16 protein-coding genes are annotated in these 24633 nt (G+C 68.8%); 7 read left to right on the top strand and 9 right to left on the bottom strand.

Annotated features, from left to right (window positions below; all coding sequences use genetic code 11):
• Positions 1-17: 17 nt before the first annotated feature.
• A complete protein-coding gene (locus QHF84_RS01680; protein ID WP_281311362.1) occupies positions 18-1376 on the top strand; it encodes an ATP-binding protein in 1359 nt (452 codons plus the stop codon).
• Positions 1377-1378: 2 nt separating this feature from the next.
• Positions 1379-1927, top strand: a complete 549-nt coding sequence (locus tag QHF84_RS01675) for a DNA-binding response regulator (protein ID WP_281311361.1) — start codon at positions 1379-1381, stop codon at positions 1925-1927.
• A 369-nt stretch (positions 1928-2296) separates the two neighbouring features.
• Here the strand turns inward: QHF84_RS01675 and uvrA are convergent, their stop codons facing one another.
• Positions 2297-5212 (bottom strand): excinuclease ABC subunit UvrA, encoded by a 2916-nt coding sequence (gene uvrA, locus QHF84_RS01670; RefSeq protein WP_281311360.1) that lies wholly within the window; start codon positions 5210-5212, stop codon positions 2297-2299.
• 231 nt (positions 5213-5443) lie between these two features.
• On the opposite strand from uvrA, the gene QHF84_RS01665 reads away from it, so the two are divergent.
• From QHF84_RS01665 to QHF84_RS01655, 3 genes are all read left to right on the top strand, one after another.
• Positions 5444-6973, top strand: a complete 1530-nt coding sequence (locus QHF84_RS01665) for a glycosyltransferase (protein WP_281311359.1) — start codon at positions 5444-5446, stop codon at positions 6971-6973.
• A gap of 31 nt (positions 6974-7004) precedes the next feature.
• Complete coding sequence (locus QHF84_RS01660; protein ID WP_281311358.1) at positions 7005-8948, top strand: HEAT repeat domain-containing protein; 1944 nt, start codon at positions 7005-7007, stop codon at positions 8946-8948.
• Between the two features lie 222 nt (positions 8949-9170).
• Positions 9171-11990: a hypothetical protein gene (locus QHF84_RS01655; protein WP_281311357.1), complete on the top strand. Its 2820-nt coding sequence runs from the start codon at positions 9171-9173 to the stop codon at positions 11988-11990.
• Between the two features lie 43 nt (positions 11991-12033).
• Here the strand turns inward: QHF84_RS01655 and QHF84_RS01650 are convergent, their stop codons facing one another.
• The 8 genes from QHF84_RS01650 to crcB all read right to left on the bottom strand — a co-directional run bounded on the left by QHF84_RS01650 (position 12034) and on the right by crcB (position 21491).
• Positions 12034-12495: a hypothetical protein gene (locus tag QHF84_RS01650; RefSeq protein ID WP_281311356.1), complete on the bottom strand. Its 462-nt coding sequence runs from the start codon at positions 12493-12495 to the stop codon at positions 12034-12036.
• Between the two features lie 61 nt (positions 12496-12556).
• On the bottom strand, positions 12557-13876 hold the full coding sequence (locus QHF84_RS01645) for a tetratricopeptide repeat protein (RefSeq protein ID WP_281311355.1): 1320 nt from the start codon (positions 13874-13876) through the stop codon (positions 12557-12559).
• Between the two features lie 204 nt (positions 13877-14080).
• Positions 14081-15535, bottom strand: coding sequence for a hypothetical protein (locus tag QHF84_RS01640; protein WP_281311354.1), 1455 nt, complete (start codon positions 15533-15535; stop codon positions 14081-14083).
• A gap of 174 nt (positions 15536-15709) precedes the next feature.
• The gene (locus QHF84_RS01635) at positions 15710-16918 is read right to left on the bottom strand and encodes a serine/threonine-protein kinase (protein WP_281311353.1); all 1209 of its coding nucleotides are present in this window, start codon (positions 16916-16918) and stop codon (positions 15710-15712) included.
• A gap of 79 nt (positions 16919-16997) precedes the next feature.
• Complete coding sequence (locus QHF84_RS01630) at positions 16998-19136, bottom strand: serine/threonine-protein kinase (protein ID WP_281311352.1); 2139 nt, start codon at positions 19134-19136, stop codon at positions 16998-17000.
• A 54-nt stretch (positions 19137-19190) separates the two neighbouring features.
• On the bottom strand, positions 19191-19961 hold the full coding sequence (locus QHF84_RS01625; protein WP_281311351.1) for an AAA-like domain-containing protein: 771 nt from the start codon (positions 19959-19961) through the stop codon (positions 19191-19193).
• 229 nt (positions 19962-20190) lie between these two features.
• Entirely contained in the window at positions 20191-21027 is an 837-nt protein-coding gene (locus tag QHF84_RS01620; protein ID WP_281311350.1) for an SIR2 family protein, read from the bottom strand.
• A gap of 83 nt (positions 21028-21110) precedes the next feature.
• Entirely contained in the window at positions 21111-21491 is a 381-nt protein-coding gene (gene crcB / locus QHF84_RS01615; RefSeq protein ID WP_281311349.1) for a fluoride efflux transporter CrcB, read from the bottom strand.
• Positions 21492-21617: 126 nt separating this feature from the next.
• Between crcB and QHF84_RS01610 the strand changes: the two genes are divergently transcribed.
• Together QHF84_RS01610 and QHF84_RS01605 are read left to right on the top strand one after the other, a co-directional pair.
• Positions 21618-23618 carry a potassium transporter Kup gene (locus QHF84_RS01610; protein ID WP_281311348.1) on the top strand — a complete coding sequence of 667 codons (2001 nt, stop codon included), beginning with the start codon at positions 21618-21620 and terminating at the stop codon, positions 23616-23618.
• Positions 23618-24631, top strand: a complete 1014-nt coding sequence (locus tag QHF84_RS01605; RefSeq protein ID WP_348652832.1) for a 2-hydroxyacid dehydrogenase — start codon at positions 23618-23620, stop codon at positions 24629-24631. The genes QHF84_RS01610 and QHF84_RS01605 overlap by 1 nt, the downstream gene beginning before the upstream one ends.
• Positions 24632-24633: the final 2 nt, after the last annotated feature.

Below are 24633 nucleotides of genomic sequence, written 5' to 3'. Positions count from 1 at the left end.
CATAGTCTGGCGACCCAATGTCGGCCCGTGTCTCCGTTCCCCCGATCGCCGTCGTCGAGCCCGAGACGGCACGCGCGGCGGGCGGCGCACCCGCGGGGGGACAATCGTCCGTACGGGCCGTCCTTTCGAGCGCAGATCCGATCCCCGAGGGGACCGCGGCGCGGTGGCTGATCCAGCTCCGCTGGCTCGCGATCCTCGGCATGGGCGCGACCACGGCGACCGGAAAATGGTTCGTCCCGGATCTCGCCGTGACGCCGGTGTTCCTGATCCTCGGGTTGCTCGTGATCCTGAACGGGTCGTTCGCGCTCGTGCTCGGCCGCATCCTCCGGCACGAGCGGCGCCTCGTCGCCGGGCAGATCGGCTTCGACGTGCTCGCCCTCGGCGCCGTACTCTGGGTCACGGGCGGCACAGGGAACCCATTCGCCGCATTCCTCGTCTTCCAGATCGCGCTCGCGGGGCTCCTCTGCGGTGGACGCGCCATCCTCGCGATCGCAGGCCTGACCGTGGCCGTGGGCGCGCTCGTCTCGTTCGCGGATCCGCTGCCGCTCGCCTCGGCGCCGCTCGGCAAGGAGCGCGTCCACCACCTCGGCGCGTTCGTATCGCTCGCGTCCGTGGCCGGCTTCCTCGGCGTGTTCCTGTTCGTCTACGCGCGCCGGCTCGACGAGCTCCGGCAACGCGCGCTGCGCAACGACAAGCTGGCGATGCTCGGCCGCGTGGTCGGCGGGATGTCGCACGAGCTGTCGACGCCGCTCGCCACGATCCTGCTCGCCGGGCGCGAGCTGTCGGAGATCACCAAAGACGCCTCGCCCGACGCCTCCGAGCTCGCGCGGACGATCGCGAGCGAGGCGCAGCGAGCGAGCGACATCATCGGCCTGGTGCGAGGCTACATCCGGCCCGATCAGCGGCGCGAGGAGGTGGAGCTCGGCAAGCTGGTGATGGAGATGGCGGGGCGCGAGCTGCGGCGGCTCGCATACCGAGGCGAGATCATGATCGACGCGCCCGAGCCAGTGCACGTGACGGTCATGCCCGCAGGGCTCTTGCAAGTGCTCGTGAACGTCCTGACGAACGCGACGGAGGCGATGGTGCGGACGCCAAAGCCGCGGATCGCGATTGCAGTGCGGGACTCCGGCGATCACGCCGAGATCGTGGTCGACGACAATGGGCCAGGGTTTGCGCCGGAGATCCTCGCGCGGCTCGGCGAGCCGTTTCAGACGACGAAGGAGCGCGAAGGGGGCATGGGGCTCGGTCTGTACGTGAGCTCGGTGCTGCTCGATCGGATGAACGGCACGTTGAGTGTAGACAATGGGGTCGAAGGCGGGGCAAAGGTGACGATCCGGCTCGCGCGCCATGTGGCGTCGCGTGACTCGGAGGTGTGAAGATGCCTCGCAAGATCGAGACGGCGCTGCTCATCGACGACGACGACGCATTCCGCACGACGCTCCAGGGCGCGATGCGGCGGCGAGGGGTGCAGGCACGGACCGCAGCGACGGTGGAGGAGGGGCTCGTCGCACTGGAAGACGCACCCGTGGACCTGGTGGTCGTCGATTACCGGATGCCACGCGTCGACGGTCTCTCAGCCTTGCCACGATTGCGACGTCTTTGCCCGGAGGCAGCCATCGTGATGCTGACGGGATTCGGGGACATCCCGCTGGCCGTAGCAGCCGTGCGCGAGGGCGCGGACACGCTGCTGACGAAGCCCATCGACGCAGATCGATTGCTGCGCGAAGCGACGGCCCTCTTCGAGCACCCACGCGCGCCGCTTTCAGGTTCACCGCCGTCGAGCCGGACGACGTACAAGCTCGACGAGCTCGAGCGCGACGCAATCAACGCCGCCCTCAAAGATTCGGGTGGGGTGATTGCGGTGGCCGCGAAGCTCTTGGGGATCGATCGTAGGACGTTGCAGCGGAAGTTGAAGAAATCGTCTTGATGCGCAGCGTGGCGCCGGGGTTTCACCCCGGACCCCGACCAGGGGTTGTCCACCCCTGGACCCGGACCAGCGCAAGCGCTGGACTCGGGGTCGATGAACTGCGCGATGCGCAGTTCATCGAACAGGCCAGGTCAAGACCACGGACGACCCTGCCAACCAAGACGGCAGCGCCGACGGCTTGGCGGGCAACGTCCCGTCGCCGCGTGAGACGAACCTTCACGGTCTTGCCACCGGCCCTTGGAAAAACTGCGCACCGCGCAGTTTTTCCACCTGAGGTCCAGGGCTTGCCCTGGTCCGGGGTGAAGGGGGCGGACAGCCCCCTTCCGGGGCCCGGGGCAGCGCCCCGGCGCGACGCCGTCGAGCACCCGCTCAGACGTGCGCTCGGACGGATTTGCCGTTCCTGGCTTTTGCTTTGACCTGCTCGCGCTCCAGGATTTCCGCCAGGAACCGCCCTGTATGTGATTCTGGCACGCGCGCCACGGCCTCGGGGGCGCCTTCTGCGATGACGCGCCCGCCGCGGGCGCCGCCTTCGGGGCCGAGGTCGAGGACCCAGTCGGCGAATTTGATCACGTCGAGGTTGTGCTCGATGACGACGACTGTGTTTCCGGCGTCGACGAGCCGTGAGAGCACGACGAGCAGGCGCCGGATGTCCTCGAAATGTAGGCCTGTCGTGGGCTCGTCGAGCACGTAGAGTGTGCGGCCGGTCTGGGTTTTTCCGAGCTCGCGGCTCAGCTTCACGCGTTGCGCCTCGCCGCCGGAGAGCGTCGTCGCGCGCTGACCGATTTTCATGTAGCCGAGGCCCACGTCCACGAGTGTCGTCAGGATTCGCTTCAGCGCCACGTGGTGCTCGAACATCGCGAGGCATTCTTCCACGCTCGATTCGAGCACCTCGTTGATGTTTTTGCCTTTGAAACGCACGGAGAGCGTCTGCGCATTGTAGCGTTTTCCGCCGCAGACCTCGCAGGGCACGTATACGTCGGCGAGGAAATGCATCTCGACTTTCACGACGCCGTCGCCGTGGCAGCTCTCGCAGCGCCCGCCTTTCACGTTGAAGCTGAATCGCCCCGAGTCCCAGCCGCGCGCACGTGCTTCGGGCAGCAGCGCGAAGACCTCGCGGATGTGGTCGAATGCTTTGGTGTAGGTGCCCGGGTTCGAGCGTGGCGTGCGGCCGATCGGCTGTTGATCGATTGCGATCACCTTGTCGAGCACGTCGAGGCCTTCGATCGAATCGTGCGCGCCCACGGGCCCCGTCGCGTCGTGCAGCGCGCGGCTCAGCGCTGGGAGCAGGATGCCGTTCACGAGTGAGCTCTTGCCTGCGCCGGAGACGCCCGTCACCGCCGAAAGGACGCCGAGCGGGATCCGCGCGTCGACGTTTTTCAGGTTGTGCTCACGCGCGCCTTTGATTTTGATCCAGCCGTTCGGCTTTCGGCGTTCGCCCGGGATCTCGATGCGACGGCGGCCGGCGAGGTAATCGCCGGTCACGTTGCCTTTCGCCTCGGCGAGCTCCTCGGGCGTGCCTGCGAAGAGCACGCGGCCGCCTTCGTGGCCGGCGCCTGGGCCGAAGTCCACGACGTGATCGGCTGCGCGGATCGTCTCTTCGTCGTGCTCGACCACGACCACCGTATTGCCGAGGTCGCGCAGGCGCCGCAGCGTCGCGATCAGCCTCTCGTTGTCGCGCTGGTGCAGGCCGATGCTCGGCTCGTCGAGCACGTACATCACGCCCGAGAGCTCGCTGCCGAGCTGGCTTGCGAGTCGGATGCGTTGCGCCTCGCCGCCGGAGAGCGTGGTCGCCGAGCGATCGAGCGTCAGGTAATCGAGCCCCACGTTCATCAAAAAGCCGAGCCGCGCCTCGATCTCTCGCTGCACGCCCTCCGTGATGCGCGCCTTCCCGCCGGGCAGGGCGAGTTTTTCCACGAAATCGATCGCGCCGCCCACCGTCATCGACGTCACGTCGGCGATGTTCTTCTCGGCGACGAAGACGGCGAGCGTCTCGGGGCGGAGGCGTTTTCCTTCGCAGGCGTCGCAGGGCATTTCCCGGAAAAACTTCCGGTAGAGATCCCGCGCCATGTCGCTCGTCGTGTCGCGGAAGCGCCGCTCCAGGTTCGGGATCACGCCCTCGAACTTCATGCCGAAGGTCCCGTGGCTCTCCGAACCCTCCTTGCCCCATTGCACCGCGATCTTCTTGCCTTCGAGCCCGTACAGAATGAGCTCGCGCTTCTTCGCCGGCAACTTTCCGAAGGGCGCGTCGAGATCCACGCCCGTCGCCTTTGCCACGGCGTCCGCGATGCGGAACGTCCAGCCCTCGCCGCGCGACATGGCCGAGGCCCAGGGCGCGATCGCGCCTTCCCGGAGCGAAAGCGCCGGGTTTGGCACGATGAGATCCGGATCTGCTTCGAGCCGCGTGCCGAGGCCGCTGCATTTCGGGCACATGCCGAGGGGGCTGTTGAACGAAAAGCTCTGCGGGCTGAGCTCGGGATAACTCTTGCCGCAGCACATGCGCGCCTGGCTGAAGGGGCGGGGCTTTTCTCCCTCGACGTCGACGATCATCTCGCCTTTGCCCTCGCGCAGCGCGAGCTCGATGCTCTCGGCGATACGCGGCCGATCCTCGCCGCGCACCGTGATGCGATCCGCGACGAGCGAGATGTCGTGCCAGAGCTTCTTGTCGAGCTTCGGAAGCGGATCGAGCTTCTCCATTTTGCCGTCGACGATCACGCGCGAGAAGCCGCGCGTCGCGAGGTCCTCGAAGATCTCCTTGTGCTCGCCTTTGCGGTGCACGACGAGCGGCGCGAGCAGGGTGGCGCGGCTGCCCTCGGGCAGCTCGAGCAGCGTCTCGACGATCTCGTCGACGCTTTGCGAGGCCACGGCCTTGCCGCACGTCGTGCAGCGCTGCTCGCCGGCGCGGGCGTAGAGCACGCGCAGGTAATCGTAGATCTCGGTGATGGTTCCGACGGTCGAGCGCGGATTCGAGGAGGCGCTCTTTTGCTCGATCGCGATCGTGGGCGAGAGGCCGGAAACGTGCTCGACCGCCGGGCGGTCGAGCTGGCCGAGGAATTGCCGGGCATAGGCCGAGAGCGTCTCGACGTAGCGGCGCTGGCCTTCGGCATACAGCGTGTCGAACGCCAGGCTCGACTTGCCCGAGCCGCTCGGCCCGGTGAACACCACGAGCTTGCGCTTCGGGACCTCGAGGTGCTCGATGCGGAGGTTGTGCTCGCGGGCGCCCTTCACGACGATGAAATCGGGCTCGCGGGCGGCGGAAATCTCGTTCTTCGTCCTGGTCTTGCGCATGGGCAGTGGTTTGTCCTCGGTGGATCGCGCGCGTGTTGCCCATAGCACGTTCGTCCGTCCGTGTCTTCCCGAAACGCCATGTCCGTTCCCATTCGAATGCGCGTCCGTGTATACCGGGTTACGAGAAACACGGTAGAATGGCGCTTTCGTGACCACCCCGGAGACTTGGGGGACCAGGAAGCGCCGGTGCGTCCTGATCGAGGGGCTCTGGAGGGACTTGGAGGGGTATCATTGGGCGCGCTCGTCTGGCTCCTTCGTATCCTCGATCTGCTGATCGTCGGGTACGTAACCGTGTTTTTCCTGCTCAACCTGCGGTTCGTCCTGGTCAGTTATCGACGCATTCGACACGAGCTGACGGCCGAGCTCGTCCGGCCCGCGGCGCTCTCGGAGCGCGACGCATTCCTGCCCGTCGTCTCGCTGCTCGTGCCCGCTTACAACGAGGAGGTCACCATCGTCGAGAGCCTCAAGTCGCAGCTCCGGCTGCGATATCCGGCCTACGAGATCGTGATCTGCAACGACGGATCGAAGGACCGGACGGTCGAGGTTCTGCTCTCGGCTTTCCCGTTCGTCCCGGCCGTGCTCGAGCGCGCGAGCGGGCTCGATACGGCCGAGGTGCGCGGGATGTGGGAATGCCGGACGGGTCTGCCCGAGAACGTCAAGCGGATGGTCCTCATCGACAAGGAGAACGGCGGCAAGGCGGACGCCCTGAATGCAGCGACGAGCGTCGCCGCGGGCGAATTCGTGACCAGCATGGACGCCGATAGCCTGCTCATCCCGGACGCGCTCCTGCTCGCCGTGCGCAAGGTGATGGAGTCGCCCGACGATACCGTCGCCGTCGGCGTGCAGGTCGGGCTCTCGAATGGATCGATCATCCGTGATGGCGAGGTGAAGGAGCTCAAGCTGCCGACGAGCCTCATCGGAAAGCTGCAAATCGTGGAATACATGCGGTCCTTCGCGAAGGGGCGTACGGCCTTGTCCGAGGACAACGCGGTTCTCATCCTTTCCGGAGTCTTCGCATTGATCCGGCGCGACGTGCTTTTCGAGGTCGGTGGCTTTCTCACGCGCCACGTCCGCTCCAGGATCTGCATCGAATACTGCACGGAAGGGGCGCACACGGTCTGCGAGGACATGGAAATCGTGGTGCGACTCCATCGGTATCTGCTCGACAAGGGCAGGCCGGGGAAGATCGTCTGTTTGCCCTTCGCGGTCACGTGGACGGAGGCGCCCGAGAATTATCGGGACCTGGGAAAGCAAAGAGCAAGGTGGTACCGGGGGCTCTGGGAGGTCATGAGTTATCACCGCGCGATGCTGTTTCGGCCACAGTTCCGGCAGATCGGCCTCTTCGCGATGCCGTATCAGCTCGTGTTCGAGGCCCTCGCGCCGCCGACCGAGTGCGTTGGATACCTGCTGCTCATCTTGACGACGATCTTCGGCGCGCTCTCCGGAAAGGCATTGCTCGCGTTCCTGGGGCTCGCGATGGCCATGAATTTCTGCCTGTCGACGCTGTCGGTCGTGCTGTGCACATTCTCGGCGCGGCCAGGGCGGGGGCTTTCCGGCGCGGCGTCGCTCGTGCCGTATCCGCGGGCCTGGGACGCGGTGGTGCTGGTGCTCGTGGGGTTCTTGTCGAACCTCGGCTATCGCCAGTATCTCGTGTTCTGGCAGCTCCGCGGGCTCTACGATTTTTTGAAGGGGAAGAAGGGCTGGGACAAGTTCGGGCGCAAAGGGTTTGCCCCCGCTGCCCCCGCTGCGCAGCGGGCCTGACGCCGGATATCGAAGGGGATCGGAGGAGACGGTGAGTGTCCTTGTCTTGGTCCTGTACGTGGGGCTCGGAATCGCGGTCCTCGCGCTCGTGCCAGGGATTTCGGTGATCGGGCGCGAGGCGCTGCGGAGGCGGCGCGAGCGGCGCGCGGTCGAGCGGCTCGCGGCCGCGCGGAAGGTGCTCTCGAGGCTCCGCGCCGAGCCAGCCGCGCGCGTGGCGAGATCCCTCGCGCAAGGCTTCGATCGAAGCACGATCCAGGCCGCGCTGGAGCAAGCGCTCGACGACGAGGCGCGCTGCGCGGTGGTATGCGAGGAGCTCGGGCTGCGCGCGGCCTGGGAGCGCACGCTGCGCGACTCGAAATCGTGGAACGAGCGGGCTCACGCGGCGCGAATGCTCGGCAAGCTCGGCGCCGCGTCGGCGAGCCCCGCGCTCGCGTCGGCGCTCGCGAATCCACACGAGGATACGACGGTGCGGCTCGCGGCGGCCGAGGCCATTGGATCCATTCCGGACATCGCGGTCCTGCCGCACCTCTGCGAGGCGCTCGCGTCGCAAGGCGAGGGGGGCGCGAAGGTCGTGGCCGAGGCGCTCCTTTCTTTCGGATCGGACGCGGTGCGGCCGCTCGTGGGCATGCTCGACGACGAGCGCGCGCAGGCGCGGACCTGGGCCGCGCGGGTGCTCGGGAAGATCGGCGATCCGGGGGCGACTTTGCCCCTCGTTGCGCAGCTCGGCGACGGCAATGCGGCCGCGAGGACGGCCGCGGCGGAGGCGCTCGGGCACATCGGGGATCCGCGGGCGACGCGGCCGCTCGTGAGCTCCGTATTGGGCGATCCGTCGAGCGCCGTGCGCGCGCGGGCCGCGGCGGCGCTCGCGCGCGTGGGCGACGAGGAGGTCGTGGGGACGCTCGTGGCCACGCTCGGTGATCCGGATCCGGAGGTGCGATCGCGGGCGGTGGACGCGCTCGCGGCCTTGGCGCCCAAGGATCGAGCGGCCATCGAGCGGGCGCTCTTCGATCCGTGCGACGACGTGCGTCGAAGCGCGGCGCTCGCGATGGATCGGCTCGGCATGGTATCGTCCTGGGCCGCGGCGCTCGGCGAGGGGACGGCCGAGGGGCGCGCGGCGGCGCGCGCGGCGCTCGTGGCGGTGGGGCGCGCGGGTTTGTCGGAGGCGATCGTGGCGGCGGCGCGGCACGAGGCGGGCGCGGTGCGCGCGGGGGTGTTCCGGATCCTCGGGGAAATCGGCTCGGCGCGGCATGCCGCGGTGCTCGGGCGGGCGCTCGACGACGCGGCCGTGGAGGCGCGCGAGAGCGCGGCGCTCGCGCTCGGGAGGATCGGCGGCGAGCAGGCGATCACAATGCTCGGGAGAGACAAACCCGAGGGCGTCGCGCAGGCAGTGTGGATCGTGGCGCGCGCGCTCGCCGGCGTGGAGATGTGGGTCGCCGAGGCGCGGGCGTTCATTGTGGATCCTGCCTCCGCGGCGGCGGCGCGGGCCGTCTGCGAGGCGGAGGGAGAGGCGGTTGCGCGGGCCTTCGAGGCGAAGGTGGGCGCGGCGCGCCCGGCCGAGAGTGGCCGGAGGACGGTGACGGTGTCGCGGTTCGCCATTGCGGCGCGGCGCGCGGCGCGGCTCGAGGATCGCGTGCGGGCCATTCTGGAGCTCTCCGACCGGCGAGGGCCCGAGGCGACGGCGGCGCTCGCGGAGGTCGTGGTGAGTGATCCTTCCGCGGAGGCGCGCGCGCTCGCGGCGCGGAGCCTCGTACAGGCAGAGGAGCGGTGGCTCGCGGTGCCCGCGCTCGTGCGGGCGCTGTCGGATCCGTCGCCGGAGGTGGTCTTCGAGGCGTCCCAGGCGCTCGGGATCGGGGCCGTGAACGAGGACAAGGAGGGACGGCGATCCTCGGAGGCGGCGCCGTCCGAGCGGAATGGTGCGTCCCGACGAACGACCGGAAAATCGTTCCTGAAGGAGGCCGGCGAGACGGCTGCTTGACCGTGCGTCGTCCGGCAGTGACGGGCGCAGCAGGGCCACGGACGAACCCTGCGCGGTCGTCGTCCATGTCATCCGAAAGATCCCGGCTGCGGCTCTCCCCTCCCTAATCGGGATCATCCTACCTTTACAGAACGCATTCTGCGGGCAATCCTCCCGCTGCGCTTTTTCTTCCTGTCGCTGGCGGCGCGTGTTTGACCCGTCGCTACTGCCTTGGGAGGTTTCATGCGATCCGTACTCCGTGCGGCCCGTCCGTTCATGGGATTGAAGGGATTTGTGTTCCTCGGCGCTGCGCTCGGCGCGACATGCGCGCAGATCCCGGAGGCGTCCGCCGCGTCGTCTCCCTATACATTGTTCGAGAGCGGTCAGGTCCGTCCGGTCGCGATGTCCCCGAGCGGGCATCTGCTTTTCGTGGTCAATACACCCGACAATCGCCTCGAGATCTTCCGGCTCACGTACAGCGGGCTCCTCGAGCATACCGGCTCCGTGCCCGTCGGACTCGAGCCCGTCGCGGTCGCGGCGCGCAGCAACAGCGAGGTATGGGTCGTCAATCACCTGTCCGACAGCGTGAGCATCGTCAACGTGCACGGCGCCGGCAGGGGCTCCGTGGTGCGCACCCTGCACGTCGGCGACGAGCCGCGCGACATCGTCTTCGCCGGGCCGAGCAAGAGCCGCGCGTTCATCACCACGGCCCACCGCGGCCAGAATGCGCCCTTCGATCCTCAACTCACGACGCCCGGCGTGGGCCGCGCGGACGTCTGGGTTTTCGACGCCCAGAACCTCGGCACGACGATGGGCGGCACGCCGCTCAAGATCCTGAACCTCTTCGGCGACACGCCCCGCGCCCTCGCGGCCACGCCCGACGGTTCACGCGTCTATGCGGCCGTGTTCCATTCTGGCAATCGCACGACCATCGTCGACGAATCTCTGGTGCCCGACGGCGGCGAGGACGTGGGCGGCGTGCCCGGGCCGAATACGAATTTCGAGGGGATCCCCGCGCCCGAGGTCGGCGTGCTCGTGAAGCACGACGGCGCGTCCTGGCGAGACGTGCTCGGCCGCCCCTGGGACGACGCGGTGAATTTCTCGTTGCCCGACAAGGACGTCTTCGTCATCGACGCCAATGCGAGCCCGCCGAAGCAGCTCGCGGGCTCGGCGGGGTTTTTCTCGGGCGTGGGGACGGTCCTCTTCAACATGGCCGTCAATCCCGTGAGCGGGAAGGTTTACGTCAGCAACACCGAGGCCCGCAACGACCTGCGCTTCGAAGGGCCGGGGATCTTCGGCGGCGAGACGCTGCAAGGCCACCTGCACGAGAGCCGGATCACGGTGCTCGGCGCCGGGGGCGTCGCCCCGCGGCACCTCAACAAGCACATCGATTACGACGTCCGCCCTGCGCCGCCGTCCGTGAACCAGAAGAGCCTCGCGCAGCCGCTCGGGATGGCCGTTTCGAGCTCCGGCACCACCTTGTACGTGGCCGCGTTCGGGTCCTCGAAGATCGGCGTGTTCAATACGGCCGCGCTGGAGAACAACAGCTTCGTCCCCAGCGCGACGAGCCAGATCACCCTGAGCGGCGGCGGACCGACGGGCATCGTCCTCGACGAGGGCCGCGCGCGCATGTACGTCCTCACGCGCTTCGACAATGGGATCTCCGTCGTGAGCCTGTCGACGCTCAAGGAGATCGCCCATGTCAAGATGTACAACCCCGAGCCGCAGAGCGTCGTGGAGGGGCGGCCTTTCCTTTACGACGCGCGGCTCTCTTCCAGCAATGGCGAGGCGGCCTGCGGGAGCTGTCACGTCTTCGGCGACCTCGACAGCCTCGGCTGGGATCTCGGCAATCCCGACGGATCGATGCTGAACAACCCCGGGCCGTTCAAGGGGCCCCTGTTCATCGACCCCGATTTCCACCCGATGAAGGGCCCGATGGTGACCCAGAGCCTGCGCGGCATGGCAAACCACGGCCCGATGCACTGGCGCGGCGACCGCACGGGCGGCAATGACGAGTCGAGTGCGCAGCCGGATCAGGGGGCGTTCGACGAGGAGGCCGCATTCAGGAACTTCAACCCCGCGTTCGTGGGCTTGCTCGGCGGGACGTCGGAGCTCAGCGCCGAGAACATGCAGAAGTTCACGGACTTCATCCTCCAGGTCGCTTATCCGCCGAACCCGATCCGGAACCTCGACAATTCGCTGACGCCCTCGCAGCAGGCGGGCCGCGAGTTTTTCCTCCACACGGCGATCCTGCCCGGGGGGATCACCTGCGCGACGTGTCATACGCTCAATGCCGCCGCGAACCCGGGCGATCGTTTCCCGGGGTTCTTCGGGGCCGATGGAATCTCGGGTTTCGGCGGGCCGCCGCAGATCTTCAAGAACGTGCACCTGCGCAGCCAGTATCAGAAGGTCGGCATGTTCGGCTCCGCCGCCGCGTTCGGATCCCAGCCGCCCGATCCCTTCATGGGCGATCAGATCCGTGGCTTCGGCTTCACCCACGACGGGGCGACCCCGACGTTGTTCCAGCGCAGCGGCATCTTCGACGCGGGCACGCAGGTCCTTCCCGGCGTCCTTCCGGACGTGGTCAGGGTCAATCCCGGGATCCCGCTCACGCCCGCGGGCGACAAGGCGAAGCGCGACATGGAAGCGTATCAGCTCGTCTTCGACACGAACCTCGCGCCCATCGTCGGGCAACAGGTGACGCTCACCGTGGCGAACCAGGCGTCGGCGGCGGCGCGTATCGAGCTTCTGATCCAGCGCGCGAACGCCCTCGAATGTGATCTCGTGGCGAAGGGGGTCTCGGGCTCGTATTCGGAGGTCGAGGTCGGTTACCTCTACATCCCGGAGATCAATCGCTTCGTCGTCGATCAGCAGGCGATCGCGCCGATCCCCGACGCCGTCCTGCGTTCGGTCTTCCTCGGGACCGGCAAGTCGCTCACGTATACCTGCGTGCCGACGGGCTCGGGCGTACGCATCGGCATCGATCGGGATCTCGACGGATACCTCGACGGCGACGAGATCGCCGCGGGCAGCAATCCTGCGAATCCGCTGAGCACGCCCTGAGGCAGCGTTCGAGGCACGATCGCCCGCGCGTAGCGGGCGATCGTCAAAGCGGCAGCACCGTCCGGCAGACGCTCGAGACACAGGTGACCTGAATCGTCGACGTGTCCTCCGTGGTTTTCCCGTCCTCGACGAGCGTGGGTTGGGCGATGCAATCGCAGAGAGCCTGCGTTCCACATTCCTGCTCGGCCATCGAGACGGCCGGAAGGTCCTTCGCCGCGACGCCGATGGCCGAGAGGGAGCCGCAGCAATCGACCACGTGCAGGATCTTGCCGCAATCCTGATCGGTGACGCAGGCCTTGCTCGCCGCGGGATATTGCACGCTGTCGTTGAAACACACGAGCGTGACCGTTTCGCCGCCGGAGCCGCCCGCGCCCCCCGAACCTCCGGCGCCGCCGGCGCCGCCTGCACCACCGTTGCCCTCCTGCTCGACGGTGTTGCCGCAGGCGACGAGGAGGGGGAGCGCGGAGAGGGCCAGGATCGAAACAAGAAAAGATCGAAGCTTCATGGCGCGATGATGCCGCCGCGTTCGACCGGCGTAAAGCGCGGTTTCGCCGCTGGGCCCGCATTCACCAGCGCACGAGCGCGCCGAGCTCGAAGGTGTGCAGCGCGGCGCGCTCAGCGCCGGGAGGGCCGCGGAACGTGAGGTTGTAGAGCGGCATCACGCGCAAAAAATCATACGGCCAGAGATCCGCGCCGACGTACACGGCGTCCGTGACCAGGTCGAGGATCTGGAACGCAGCCGGGAATCGTTCGGCCTCGGCGCCATGCGCATACCCGGCGCGGAGCGCGAGCCACGGCAAAAGCGTGCGGCCCGCCGAGAATGAAAACGCATGCACGAGCCGGCTCTCGCTCGCGCCTCGGGGATCCTCGACGCGGACGTGCGTGAGCCAGTAGGTGGCGTCGAGCCGGAGCTGGTCACCGATCGTGAGGCCGAGCGTGGGGCTCGCCCCGTGCGTGGCAATGCCGCCTGTGTACCGACGGTACGTGTACGAAAGGCCGGCCGTGAGCCAGGGGCGGATTGGCGCCGTGCCGAGCGCGCGGAGGCGGAGCGTCGGGACGCTCTCGGCGGGCGCGCCGAACGCCGCTTCCCCGCCCAGGGAAAACCCGTGCCCGAAGAGCCACGTGGCCCGACCGCCCCAGGTCGCGCCGTAGGCCCACCCGCCCGAGGCCGTCGAGGGGCGGCCGCCGTGTTCGGTCTCGACGCCGAGGATGAGCCTGCGCCAGGCCTGCGAGACCTCGACCTCGACCTGCCCGAGTGTCGGCATGGGCGCGGGGAAAACGAGGACCCGCGTGGTGACGCGTGCATATCCCGTGGAGAGCCGCCGCGCGAGCGCGCGGAGCTCGGTGTTGCCCCCGGATGCGACGTACGCCCGGTCTGCGAGAGCATGGGCCGTCGTGAGGTCGCCGCGCGCGTATTCGAGCCGCGCCCGGCAAGCGAGCAGGGTAGGGGAGTCCTTGCGCGGCGCCGCGTCGAGGGCTGCCTCGGCCTCGTCCCAGAGGCCTTGCCAGGTGAGCACGTCGAAGAGGCCGGCGCGGACGTCGTCGTCGCCCGGGTGGCGCGAGAGGACGTCGCGATAAGCGGCTGCTGCCCGCGCGTGGTGCCCGTCCCACGCGTCGAGCCGGGCGAGGCCGGTCCGCGCCTCGTCGTCCCGCGGATCTCGCGCGAGGAGCGCCTCGTAGCGTCGCCGCGCTGCGGGCTTGTCCCCGCCGTGTGCGGCGCGCCTCGCCTCGTCGAGCAGCGCGTCGCGGTCTTCGCCGAGCACCTCGCCGCTGTGGCGCGGGGGCGCTGCCGTGCAGGACGCAAGCAGCAGCAGGAGAGACGCCCAGAGAGGGCCCGCGAGCGCGCGGCGGCCCAGGCCCAAAGCCTGTGCACGGTGGCTGCGCACGGGCCGAGCCTCGCACATCCACACGCGACGCGCACGCTGCCGCCGCGTGGAATCACGCACGCGTCCAGGACGCCGCACCGACCCCTTTGTATCGACCGCATCGCGGTCGATACACCCTCGGTCCAGGGCTGCGCCCTGGTTCGGGTCCAGGGGCGAAGAGCCCCTGGTCGGGCCCGGGGTGAAACCCCGGCGATACGCCCTACCTCAGTGAAATCGGTACCCGACGCCGATCGGCAACGCGATGGCAAACCCGTCCCACGTCTTGAGGAACGTGGGCCATGCGCTCGCGACGAGTGAGCCTGTCGTGATGCTCTTGCCTTTGCCGAACTCGGCGAGCGTGTACGAGACCTCGACGGCTGCGCCGAACGAGAAGCCGAAGCCGGTCTCGTTCTCCTCGGGGATCGTGCGGCTGAGCAGGAGATCGACCTCGTCTCCTCCGTTGAGCTCGGCCCACTCGCTCGGGACCTCGCCGCGGGCGCCGTTGATGGTCGCGTTTTGTCCGCCGAACCCGACGGCGAGTGTGCCGCCGATCCAGAGGCGATCGTTCACGCGCACGGAGAGAGCGGGACCGACGAGGAGCGAGTAGCCGCCCGTCACGAGGTAGCTGCCGAAGAAGCGGCCGCCGACGTGTAGCTTCTCGCTGAGCGCGTAGCCGACGAACACCTGACCGCCGACGGGCACGCCGATGGCCGGATCGACCGTGGCGTAACAAGCGCTTGCGTCGCAGGCTTTGTACTCGGCCGCCTCGCCGCCGAGCGGGTAGGTGATGCGGTACTCGTAGGTGAGGGCCGAGAGTGCGTCGACGCTGCCGCCGCCGAGGAAGAGCTGCCCGCCGCCGAATGCGCCGACGTCGACGACGAGGCGTTTGGCTCGGTGGATCGGCCCCTTGCCATCGTCGGGCTCCTCGGGTTTTTCCTTCGGCTTCGTATCACCTGCGGCGCCGCCGCCTGGGGTCGGGTTCGTCGGGGTCGTCCCGCCTGCTTGCGCGCCCGCGTTGCTCTCCCCGCCGGCGGGTTTGTCCGGCGCGGACGCTGCGTTCGGGTCCTCGGCGAGGGCCGGCACGACGACGCTCTTGCGCTCGGCCTGCTTGAGGCTGATCGTGGTCTCCCAGGCTTTTCGCCCGGGCGCGCTGGCCACGATCTTGTGCTCGCCGGGATCCACGGGACGACCTTTGCCGAGCGCGCCGAGATCGATCTTCTGTCCGTCGATCGCGATCTCGATGCCGGGTGTGTTCGTCGCGACGGAGACGGTCACGCGCGGCAGCTTCGGCTCGATCGCCTTGCTGTTTGCGCGCGCGCGTGTCTCGATGTCGGCGCGACCGGCCTTGCGGGCGTCGGTCTCGGCGTCGAGCATCTCGCCCCAGGCGGTCGCGAGCTTGCCTTGCTTCTCGTGGCAGAGCGCGAGATCGAGCAGCGTCGCGGGGCTCGGGGAGAGCTTGTACGCCTCGGCGATCTTGGGGCATGCCTCGTCGTACTTCTTGTCCGCGACGAGCTGCTTGCCTTCCTTGAGCAGCGCCTCGGCGTCGGCCGCGTGGGCGATCGCGAGAGGCGCGAGGCTCGCCGTGGCCAGGGCCGAAAGGAAGAGGCAGAGGCGCGCGCGCCGCGAAGCGCCGCGGCCGTCGTGGGGGGGCACGTGGTTCGGCTTGTCTGTCTGGGTCATCGCGTGGTCCAAGGCGGGAGCCCGGAAAAGGAAAGCTACGAGCGTGGCAGGCTGGAAATCAATTTTTTCCTTCGTCCGTGACGCAGTCGCCGGGACCCCGGACGCGAACGTGCACCTGAACGCCGATACCGGCGCCCGTCAGCTTCCTCATGTTCGTGGGGGATGTGTCCCGTCTCAGCGGGAAATGAGGCCCCGCCACCAGGCGGTCGGCGCGCGACCCTTGTCTTGCGGGGTATTCGTCGGATCGGGGCCTTCGAGCTCGTCGCTGAGGCCGGAGAAGGAGTCGTCGAGATCTCCGCCGTCGAGCGAGGAGGGGGAGGCGACGGGGTTCGCGCCCGTGAGCTTGAAAAGATCGGGCTGCAGGCTATTCGGCGCGCCCGCGTTGTCCGCCTGCGTGAGCGATTTGAACTCGAGCAGCATGAGGTCGAGCATCTCGCCGATCATGGCGAGGCCGTCGACCTTCTTCGCCGGGGCGCCCGCGGCGCCGAGGACGAGATCGGCGACCTCGTACTCGCTGACGGGCCGCCCGAAGCGATAGAGGAACCGCGTGAGATCACGGCCGAAATCGCGCGCCGTCTGGTAACGGACGTCGCGATCACGGGCGAGCGCGGTGCGGATGATCTCCTCGAGCTCCGCGGGGACGTCGGGGCTGAAGGGCTTGAGCGAGGGGATGTTCGCCTCGCGCACGAGCTTGACGGTGCCGAGATCGGTCTCGCCGAGGAAGAGGCGGCGGCCGGCGAGCATCTCCCAGAGGATGATGCCGGCGGCGAAGACGTCGACGCGTTTGTCCACGCCGAGCTCCATGACCGTCTCGGGCGCGAGGTAGCCGAATTTGCCCTTGATCATGCCGGCGTCGCTGTTCGCGAGCTGGCTCGACGCCTTGGCGAGGCCGAAGTCCACGATCTTGCACTCGCCGTGGCGCGTGATGAGCACGTTCGCCGGCGTGACGTCGCGGTGGACGATGTTGAGGTGTTCGCCGTCGGGCGTGTGGAGATCATGGGCGTAAGCGAGGCCCTGGCAGATCTTCGCGGCGATGAAGCAGGCGCTCTCGACCGGCATCGGTTTGCCGACCTTCTTCTGGTGCTCGATCACCTGCTTCAAGTCGGCGCCGTCGACGTACTCCATGACGATGAAGTACGTGTTGTCGCCGACGCCGATGTCGAAGACGCTCACGACGTTGGAATGCGCGAGGCGGCCGGAGAGGCGGGCCTCGTCGAGGAACATGTCGATGAACTGCTCGTTCTTGCTGAGGTGCGGGAGAACGCGCTTGATCGCGACCTGCTTGCGGAAGCCCTCGATTCCTGCGCTCTCCGCGACGAACACCTCGGCCATACCGCCCGAGGCGAGCCGCTTGATGACCCGGTAACGCTGGTTCTCCGACATCGATGGTTCCTCGTGCCCCCCGCGCTTTCGAGAGTGTACCCGCTCGTCACGAGGATGTGAGGTTTTTGTCCCTCGATTCTCAGGGAACGACGTCGACCGCGAGGACGTAGGCTTCGGGCCCACCAGGCTGCAGCCGCGGCGCCTCGGCGTTCCACGGGTCTCGCACGAGCTTCACGCGCACGCAGCGCGGCGTGCCCTCCTCGTAGGCGATGGCGGGGCCCGTCCAGGGAGAGCGTGAATCTTCCTGCGAGAACGCACCCTCGCCCGTGGTGTGCACGCGGACCCTCGCGTCGAGCTCCCGGCCTCGCATCGTCGTGACCTCCAGCACCGTCCCCGGGTCCCGCACGACGTCGCGCGCGGTCCAGCGGATCGCCTTGCCGTTCGCGCCCGCGCCCACGCAGTACGTGTCCTGATCCTCGATCCAGCCGAGCGCGCCCGTCCGCGTCTCGCCCGGCTCGATGGGCGTGGCCGAGGGCAGCTCTTCGTTCGGCTCGATCTCGTGGGGGGAGCTCTCCTCGGCGAGCGCGATCGAGATGGAATAGGTGTCGGACACGTTCTCGTGCACGAAGGGGATCTTTCGATCGCCGCGCGGATCGAGGTCTTGCAGTACGGAGGCGTAGTAGCGGCCGGGCTCGATGCTGAGCCGCGGGATCGAGAGATCCCGGCCCGGGCGACCCACGCAGTACTGCGCGATCGGCGCCTGGAAGCCTTGCCGGTAGAGCAGCGTGCACGTCTCCATGTTCGGGAGCGCCGTCACCAGGAAGCGCGCGATTTGCGGCCCGTCGCCTGCGCCCTTCGGTATCTCGAACGAATAAAAATCACGATCGCTGCGCTGCGCGTCGATGCGCTTGCCGAGCAGCCCCGACACCGGCGCGCCGAGCGGGAGCGGCGTGGCGTTCGCCGCCGTGTCGTTCGGCTCGATCTCCGCGCCTGCGAAGCTCGGCGTCCAGCGTCGCCACATCACGAAGAGCCCCGCGCCCGTGCCGAGGACGAGCAAGAGGCTCGACGCAAACCAGGCGAGGTGCCGGCGGCTGCGCAGCTTGCGCTCGTACGCCTCGACCTCGTCGCGACTCGCGATCTCGCCGGGGCTCTTGACGCCCTCCGCCATCGCCGCGCGCGTGAGGTTCCGGAGCACGCTCGCGTCGAGCAGCGCCTCGATGTCCTCCGTCCCGAGCTTGCGCAGCTCCGCCGCGATCGCCGCTTGCAGCTCACCCGCGCTCTGCCACCGCGCCGCGGGCTCTTTTTCGAGCGCGCGCAGCACGACGGCGTCGACCCCAGGCGGGATGCCGCGCGACGGCGCGCGGATCGACGGCGCGATCGCCGTCTCCGTGACGTGCTTGACCAGGATGCTCGCCGAGGTCTTCGCGTGGAAGGGGTAATGCCCGGTGAGCGCGTGGTAGAGGAGCACGCCGACGGCGTAGAGATCGGCGCGGTGATCGACGGGGTCGCCGCGGATGAGCTCGGGCGCGAGGAAGTACGGCGTGCCGATGAGCTGATCGCGGCGCGTCACCTCGCCGCCCGCGCTCGCGTCGGCCTCTTCGCGTAGCTTCGCGATGCCGAAGTCGAGCACCTTGGCGATGTCGGTGCCGCCTTCGGTCGTCGTGATCATGACGTTCTGCGGCTTGACGTCGCGGTGCACGATGCCCTTGCCGTGCGCCTCGCCGAGCGAGCTCAGGATCTGCAGGACGATCTTGCCGAGGCGCGCGAACGGCATGGGGCCGCCGTCGGCCAGCACCGCGGCGAGATCGCGGCCCGTCACGAGCTCCATCACGATGTACGTGAGGCCCGCGTCGACGCCGTAGTCGAAGACGTGCACGGTGCTCGGGCTCGACAGGCGCGAGACGGTGAGCGCCTCGCGCTTGAAGCGGCGCACGACCTCGGGGCTCATGCTGAGCTCGCCCGCGAGCAGCTTCATCGCGAGGAGTTTGCCGAGGTGGACGTGCTCGACCTTGTAGACGACGCCCATTCCGCCGCGGCCGATCGGCGTGAGGATGCGGTAGCGGCCGGCAACGACGAGGCCGATGAGCGGATCGGCGCGGTGCGCGAGGTCCGCGTCATCGAGGGGGAGCGCGAGCGCGAGCGCCGCGATGCGCGACGTCGGCTGCGGGGTCTCCGCGGGCGCGCCCGAGTCGACCTCCGGGGAGGGCTCCGTGGCCAGCGCCGTCGTTTCCGAATCGCTCGGAGCCGTGTCGCCTGGATCGTCCGCGCCGATCGACATGAAGAGGCGCCGGATTGTGCCCGAGCTGAACTCCCACGGGAAGCCGACTCCCTCTCAAACCCACGCGCCGCGGAGCCGCTCGGCGGCTGCGATCACGTGGGCGGCCGTGATCGGCTGCCGGAGCGGAGGACGTAGCCTCTCCACGATCTCGCGCGCGAGGACGTTCACGACCCACGGGTGGCCGCCCGAGATCGCGGCGATCTGCGCCACCGCCTCGTCCCGGAACGGCTGACCCGTCTCCTCCGTGTGCTCCGCGCAGAGCGTCGCCACCTGCGCGGCCGTGAAGTCCGGCAGGCGGAGCGACGTCGCCGCGGGCCCGAGGAGCTCCACGGCCGAGGCCTGCACCTCGTCCGAGCCGGAGAGCACGATCGACCACGGCGCCGCGCGGGGCCGGGCCTCGTAGGTCGCCCGGAGCTGCGAGAGCAGGCTCGCGCGGATCTCGCGTGGCAAAAGCTCCACGTCGTCGAGCAGGAGAACGAGGGGCCGCGGGCAGGCCCGCGCCCACGCCGAGAGCACGACGCCCGCGAACCGCACGTCGTACGAAGGGGGCCACGGCGGGGGCCGGAGCGGCGCCGGGAGCTGTTCGCCGGCCGCCTGCGCGATGGCTTCGAGCAGCGCGCGCTCGCCGGAGACTCCCTCCGCCGCGCCGCGCTTCGGCCGGCACGACGCGCGCACCACGGCCCACGCTCCACGCTCCGCGAGCCCGGCCGAGAGCCCCCGCAGCCACGTCGTGCGCCCGTGCATCCGCGGCGCGTGCACCACCACGTACGAGCCGCGCGCCACGAGGTCCGGCACCTCCACGAGCCGCGCGCTCGCGGCCAGCATGTAGTGCAGTTCATCATGGCAGGGCCCCACCACGTTGAACCGGCGTCGATGCCGGTGCGTCCCCAAGAACCGTGCCCCTCGGGCCTTGTCGGGCCCCAGGTGTTCGCTGGAAACGCGGTCATGTTCGACGGCTGGCTCACCGAGCCAGCCTTGCCCGTGTTGTCTCGTCGTCGTGCTCACGACGAGGAATGTCCCCAGGCCCCGTGGATTCGAAGTTTTTCTCGACCGGTCAGGCGACGCCGAGGGATCGGGCGATCGGCAGGAGCACCTCGTCGGTGAACTCTCGCGTCGAGAGCGGCATCCAGGCCACGCCGATGCGCTCGAGGAGGCTCTGACGTGCGCGCTCGATCTGGGGCGTGACCAGGAGCGACCGCGGCCGGGGCCGCTGCGGCTCCTCGCCGCCCGTGCGCTCGACGCGCTCGAGCTCTTGCCAGAGGGGAGACTCGTCGAGCCGGGTCCCCACGAAGACGAACGGCAGCTCGCAGAAGTCGCGGACGAGCGCGGCGTAGTGGGGATCTTCGTCCGACGCGAGGCGCGCGCCGTACTGCGTCGTCGAGAACGTCACGCCGCGCGGGCCGTTGGCCACGTGCCCGTTCAGGTGGACGACCTCGAGCCGCGCGCCGTCGGGGGTCTCGTCCGGCGTCGGATCGTCCGCGAGGGCCGCGCGGATCACGACGGGCCGGGGCAGGTCGAACCGGGCCGCGGCGGCCGTCGCGAGGTCGTCCACGTTCAGCGTGTAGATGCGGCGCCAGGGGAGGGCGAACCAGACCCGGTAAAACGCTGGCAGCCGCGCCGGGTCGACCGTGAGCCGCCGCCGGAGCAGCGCCTCGAGTTTGTCGGGGGCTTCGGACAGGGCGTGCTGGAAGAGGTCCTGGAGGGCGCTCCCGTCCCGGGATTCGCCGGGGAAGCAGAGGTCCCAGAGCTCCTCGGAGAGCTCGGGCCCGCTCGGGATGGGGCTGCCGTCCGCGGCGCGCGCGTCGACGGAGAACCCCGCGCCCGTGAACAGGACGGCCCGCCCGGCGGCGAGGTCGCGGCCGAGATCGCTCGCGATGTCCGCGTCTGCCATGCGTCGATCCCTCGGGCCGCGTGGTGCGGCGTCGAGCCGCTGCCTCCCGCGCGGCCTGGCTGGCGAGCTCGGCCGCGGGTTTTTCAGCGCGAACCGGGGAGCCGCCCGAGGTGCATCCCGACGAACCCGGCGCAGAGACAACCGACGAGCGTCGCCGTGCCGTACAGCGCGGCGAGGCGGGGCTGTCCGTTGTGTACGTACTGGACGAGCTCCAGGTTGAACGTCGAGTACGTCGTGAACCCACCGAGAAAACCCGCGCCGAGCGCGACCTGGAGCGTCGGGCCGAGCCACGTGGCGCTCCGGGAGAGCTGAAAGAGGAGCGCGAGCAGAAAGGAGCCGACGACGTTGACGGCGAGGGTCCCGTAGGGAAACGCAGAGCCGTACCGCGAGAGGGACCAGGTCGTCACGAGAAACCGTGCTCCCGAGCCGATCGCGCCGCCGATGCAGACCCACAAGAGCTTCATCCCCATCTGCGTGCGCTCCGGGCCGGCATCCCCCTACAGAAGTCCACGCCGTCCTCGTGGTCAAGCCTCCCGGGGCGGCGGGCCGCGCCTCGCGTCTCTGCCGGGATGGGTTACCATCCGCGCCCCATGACGGAAGACCAAGCGGGCACGCTCGCCTCCACCGAGGCATCCGCGGCGGATGGGACCAGCGTGGTCCCAGACGCGCGCGCCGCCGGAGACGTGCCACAAGCAAGCGCGCCGCATGCCGCCGCCGCCCACGGCGAGACGACACACGGCGCGCGTTGGGCCTTGCTCCTCGGCGCCCTCGGCGTCGTCTTCGGCGACATCGGCACGAGCCCGCTCTACGCAATCAAGGAGTGCTTCAGCCCGGAGAGCCCGCATCACGTCGCGCCCACACCGGCGAACATCCTCGGCATCCTCTCGCTCGTCTTCTGGTCGCTCTTGATGGTCGTGACGGTAAAATACCTCACGTTCGTCCTCCGGGCCGACAACCAAGGCTCCGGCGGCATCATGGCCCTGCTCGCGCTCGTGCCCACGCGCAAGGGCCCGGGCACGGGGCCGCTCGTCTTGCTCGTCCTGCTCGGCGCGTCGCTCCTTTATGGAGAGGGCGTCATCACGCCCGCGATTTCGGTGCTCTCGGCCATGGAGGGCCTCGAGGTCGCGTACGAGCCGCTGAAGCACGTCGTCGTGCCGCTCACGGTGGCCATCCTGCTCGCGCTCTTCCTCGTGCAAAAGCGCGGCACCGGCGGCATTGGCAATGTCTTCGGCACCGTCACGCTCGTCTGGTTCGTCACCATCGCCATTCTCGGGGCCCGGTGGATCCTGACCAATCCGAGCGTGCTCACCGCCGTCGATCCCCGGCACGGCGTGCGGTTTTTCCTGGAACACAAGAGCCACGGCTTTTTGCTCCTCGGCGCCGTGGTCCTCTGCATCACGGGCTGCGAGGCGCTTTATGCGGACATGGGCCATTTCGGCCGCGGCCCGATCCGACGGGTCTGGTTCGCCATCGTCTGGCCCGCGCTCCTGCTCAATTACTTCGGCCAGGGCGCGTACCTGCTCCAGCACCCCGGCGGCGCGACGAATCCTTTTTATGGCCTCGTCCCGTCCTGGGCCCTCTACCCGACGGTCGCCATCGCGACGGGCGCCACGATCGTCGCCTCGCAGGCGCTCATCTCCGGGGCCTTCTCGCTGACGCAGCAGGCCGTGCAGCTCGGCTACTTCCCGCGCGTCACGATCGTCCACACCTCGAAGGAGACCGAGGGGCAGATCTACATCCCCGAGATCAACCGCGCGCTCCTCGTCGCCTGCATCCTGCTCGTCTTCACGTTCCGCACCTCGACCTCGCTCGCGGCGGCCTACGGCATCGCGGTCACGGCCACGATGACCATCACGACGACGGTGTATTTCGTGGTCGTCACGAAGCGCTGGGGCTGGCCGCTCTGGAAGGCCCTGCCGCCGGTCGCGGTGTTCCTCGCCATCGACCTCTCGTTTTTCTCGGCAAACGCCGCCAAGTTTTTCCAGGGCGGCTGGTTCCCCGTGGCCATGGCGTTCGTGATCTTCACGGTCATGACGACCTGGAAAGCGGGCCGCCGGATCCTCGCCGAGTCCTTCAAGGACGGCATCCTGCCGCTCGAGCTGTTCCTCGAGGACGTCGAGCGCACGAAGCCCCACCGCGTGCGCGGTACGGCCGTCTTCATGGCCTCGAACCCGCACGGCACGCCGCCCGTCCTGCTCCACCATTTCAAGCACAACCAGGTCCTGCACGAGCAGGTCGTCCTGCTCTCCATCTCGAACGAGCGCGTCCCCGAGATCCCGCCCGAAGAGCGCCTGACCGTCGAGCACAAGGGCCACGGGTTTTACCGAGTCAATGCCCGTTACGGCTTCATGCAGACGCCGAACGTGCCGAACGCGCTGGCCGCCTGCAAGGAGTACGGCCTGTCGATCGAGCTCCAGCGCACGAGTTATTACCTCGGCCGCGAGACGCTCCTGCCGACGGGCCGCTCGAAGATGTGGAAATGGCGCAAGGACCTCTTCGCCTTCATTTCCCGCAACGCGCGCCCCGCCACGGCCTATTTCGGCCTGCCCCCGGGTCGCGTCGTGGAGCTCGGGATGCAGATCGATCTATGATGAAAGTCGCCGTCTTCGATACCCACCGCTACGAGCGGGACATCCTCGCCGCGTCCGCCGCGCGGCGCGGGCACGAGCTCGTCTTCCTCGAACCCCGGCTCACCGAGGAGACGGCCGTGCTCGCGCAGGGCAGCCGCGTGGCCTGCTCCTTCGTGAACGACCGCGTCACCGCGCGCACGCTGGAGACGCTCGCCGCCGTGGGCGTAGGGCTCGTCGCGCTTCGGTCGGCCGGCTACAACCACGTCGATTTGCAGGCGGCGGCGCGGCTCGGGCTCCCCGTCGTGCGCGTGCCCGAGTATTCGCCCCACGCCGTCGCCGAGCACGCGGCCACGCTGATCCTCGCCCTGAACCGCAAGATCCACAAAGCCTACGCCCGCGTGCGCGAGGGGAATTTTTCGCTCGAGGGCCTCGTCGGCTTCGACATGGTCGGCAAGACCGCCGGCGTCATCGGCACGGGCCGCATCGGAGCCGCGCTCGCGCGGATCCTCCACGGGTTCGGCTGTCACGTGCTCGCCTACGACCTCCGCCCGGACACGGCGCTCGTCGAGGCTGGGATCGTCCGGTATGCCTCGCTCCCCGAGCTTTACGCGAAGGCGGACATCCTGTCGCTGCATGTCCCCCTCACGCCGAAGACCCATCACCTCGTGGACGCCGCGGCCATTGCCTCGATGAAGCGCGGGGTGATGCTGATCAACACCGGGCGCGGCGCGCTCGTCGACACCCCCGCGCTTCTCGAAGCGCTGAAGACGGGGCAGGTGGGGCACGCGGGGCTCGACGTGTACGAGGAGGAGGAGGGCATCTTCTTCCGGGATCTCTCGGACCGCGTGATCCAGGACGACGTCCTCGCGCGGCTGCTCACGCTCCCGAACGTGCTCGTCACCTCGCACCAGGGGTTCTTGACGCACGAGGCCCTCACGAACATCGCGGAGACCACGTTCGAGAGCATCTCGGCGTTCGAGCGGGGAGAGCCGCTCGTGCATGCGCTCCGCGTCGAGACCGTGATCCGGTCGTAGTT

Source organism: Polyangium sp. y55x31 (assembly GCF_029946505.1).
In the GTDB taxonomy this organism is placed as follows: Bacteria; Myxococcota_A; Polyangia; order Polyangiales; family Polyangiaceae; genus Polyangium.
The sequence above is the reverse complement of the archived record's forward strand: the minus strand, read 5'-3'. Positions and strand labels throughout refer to the sequence as shown.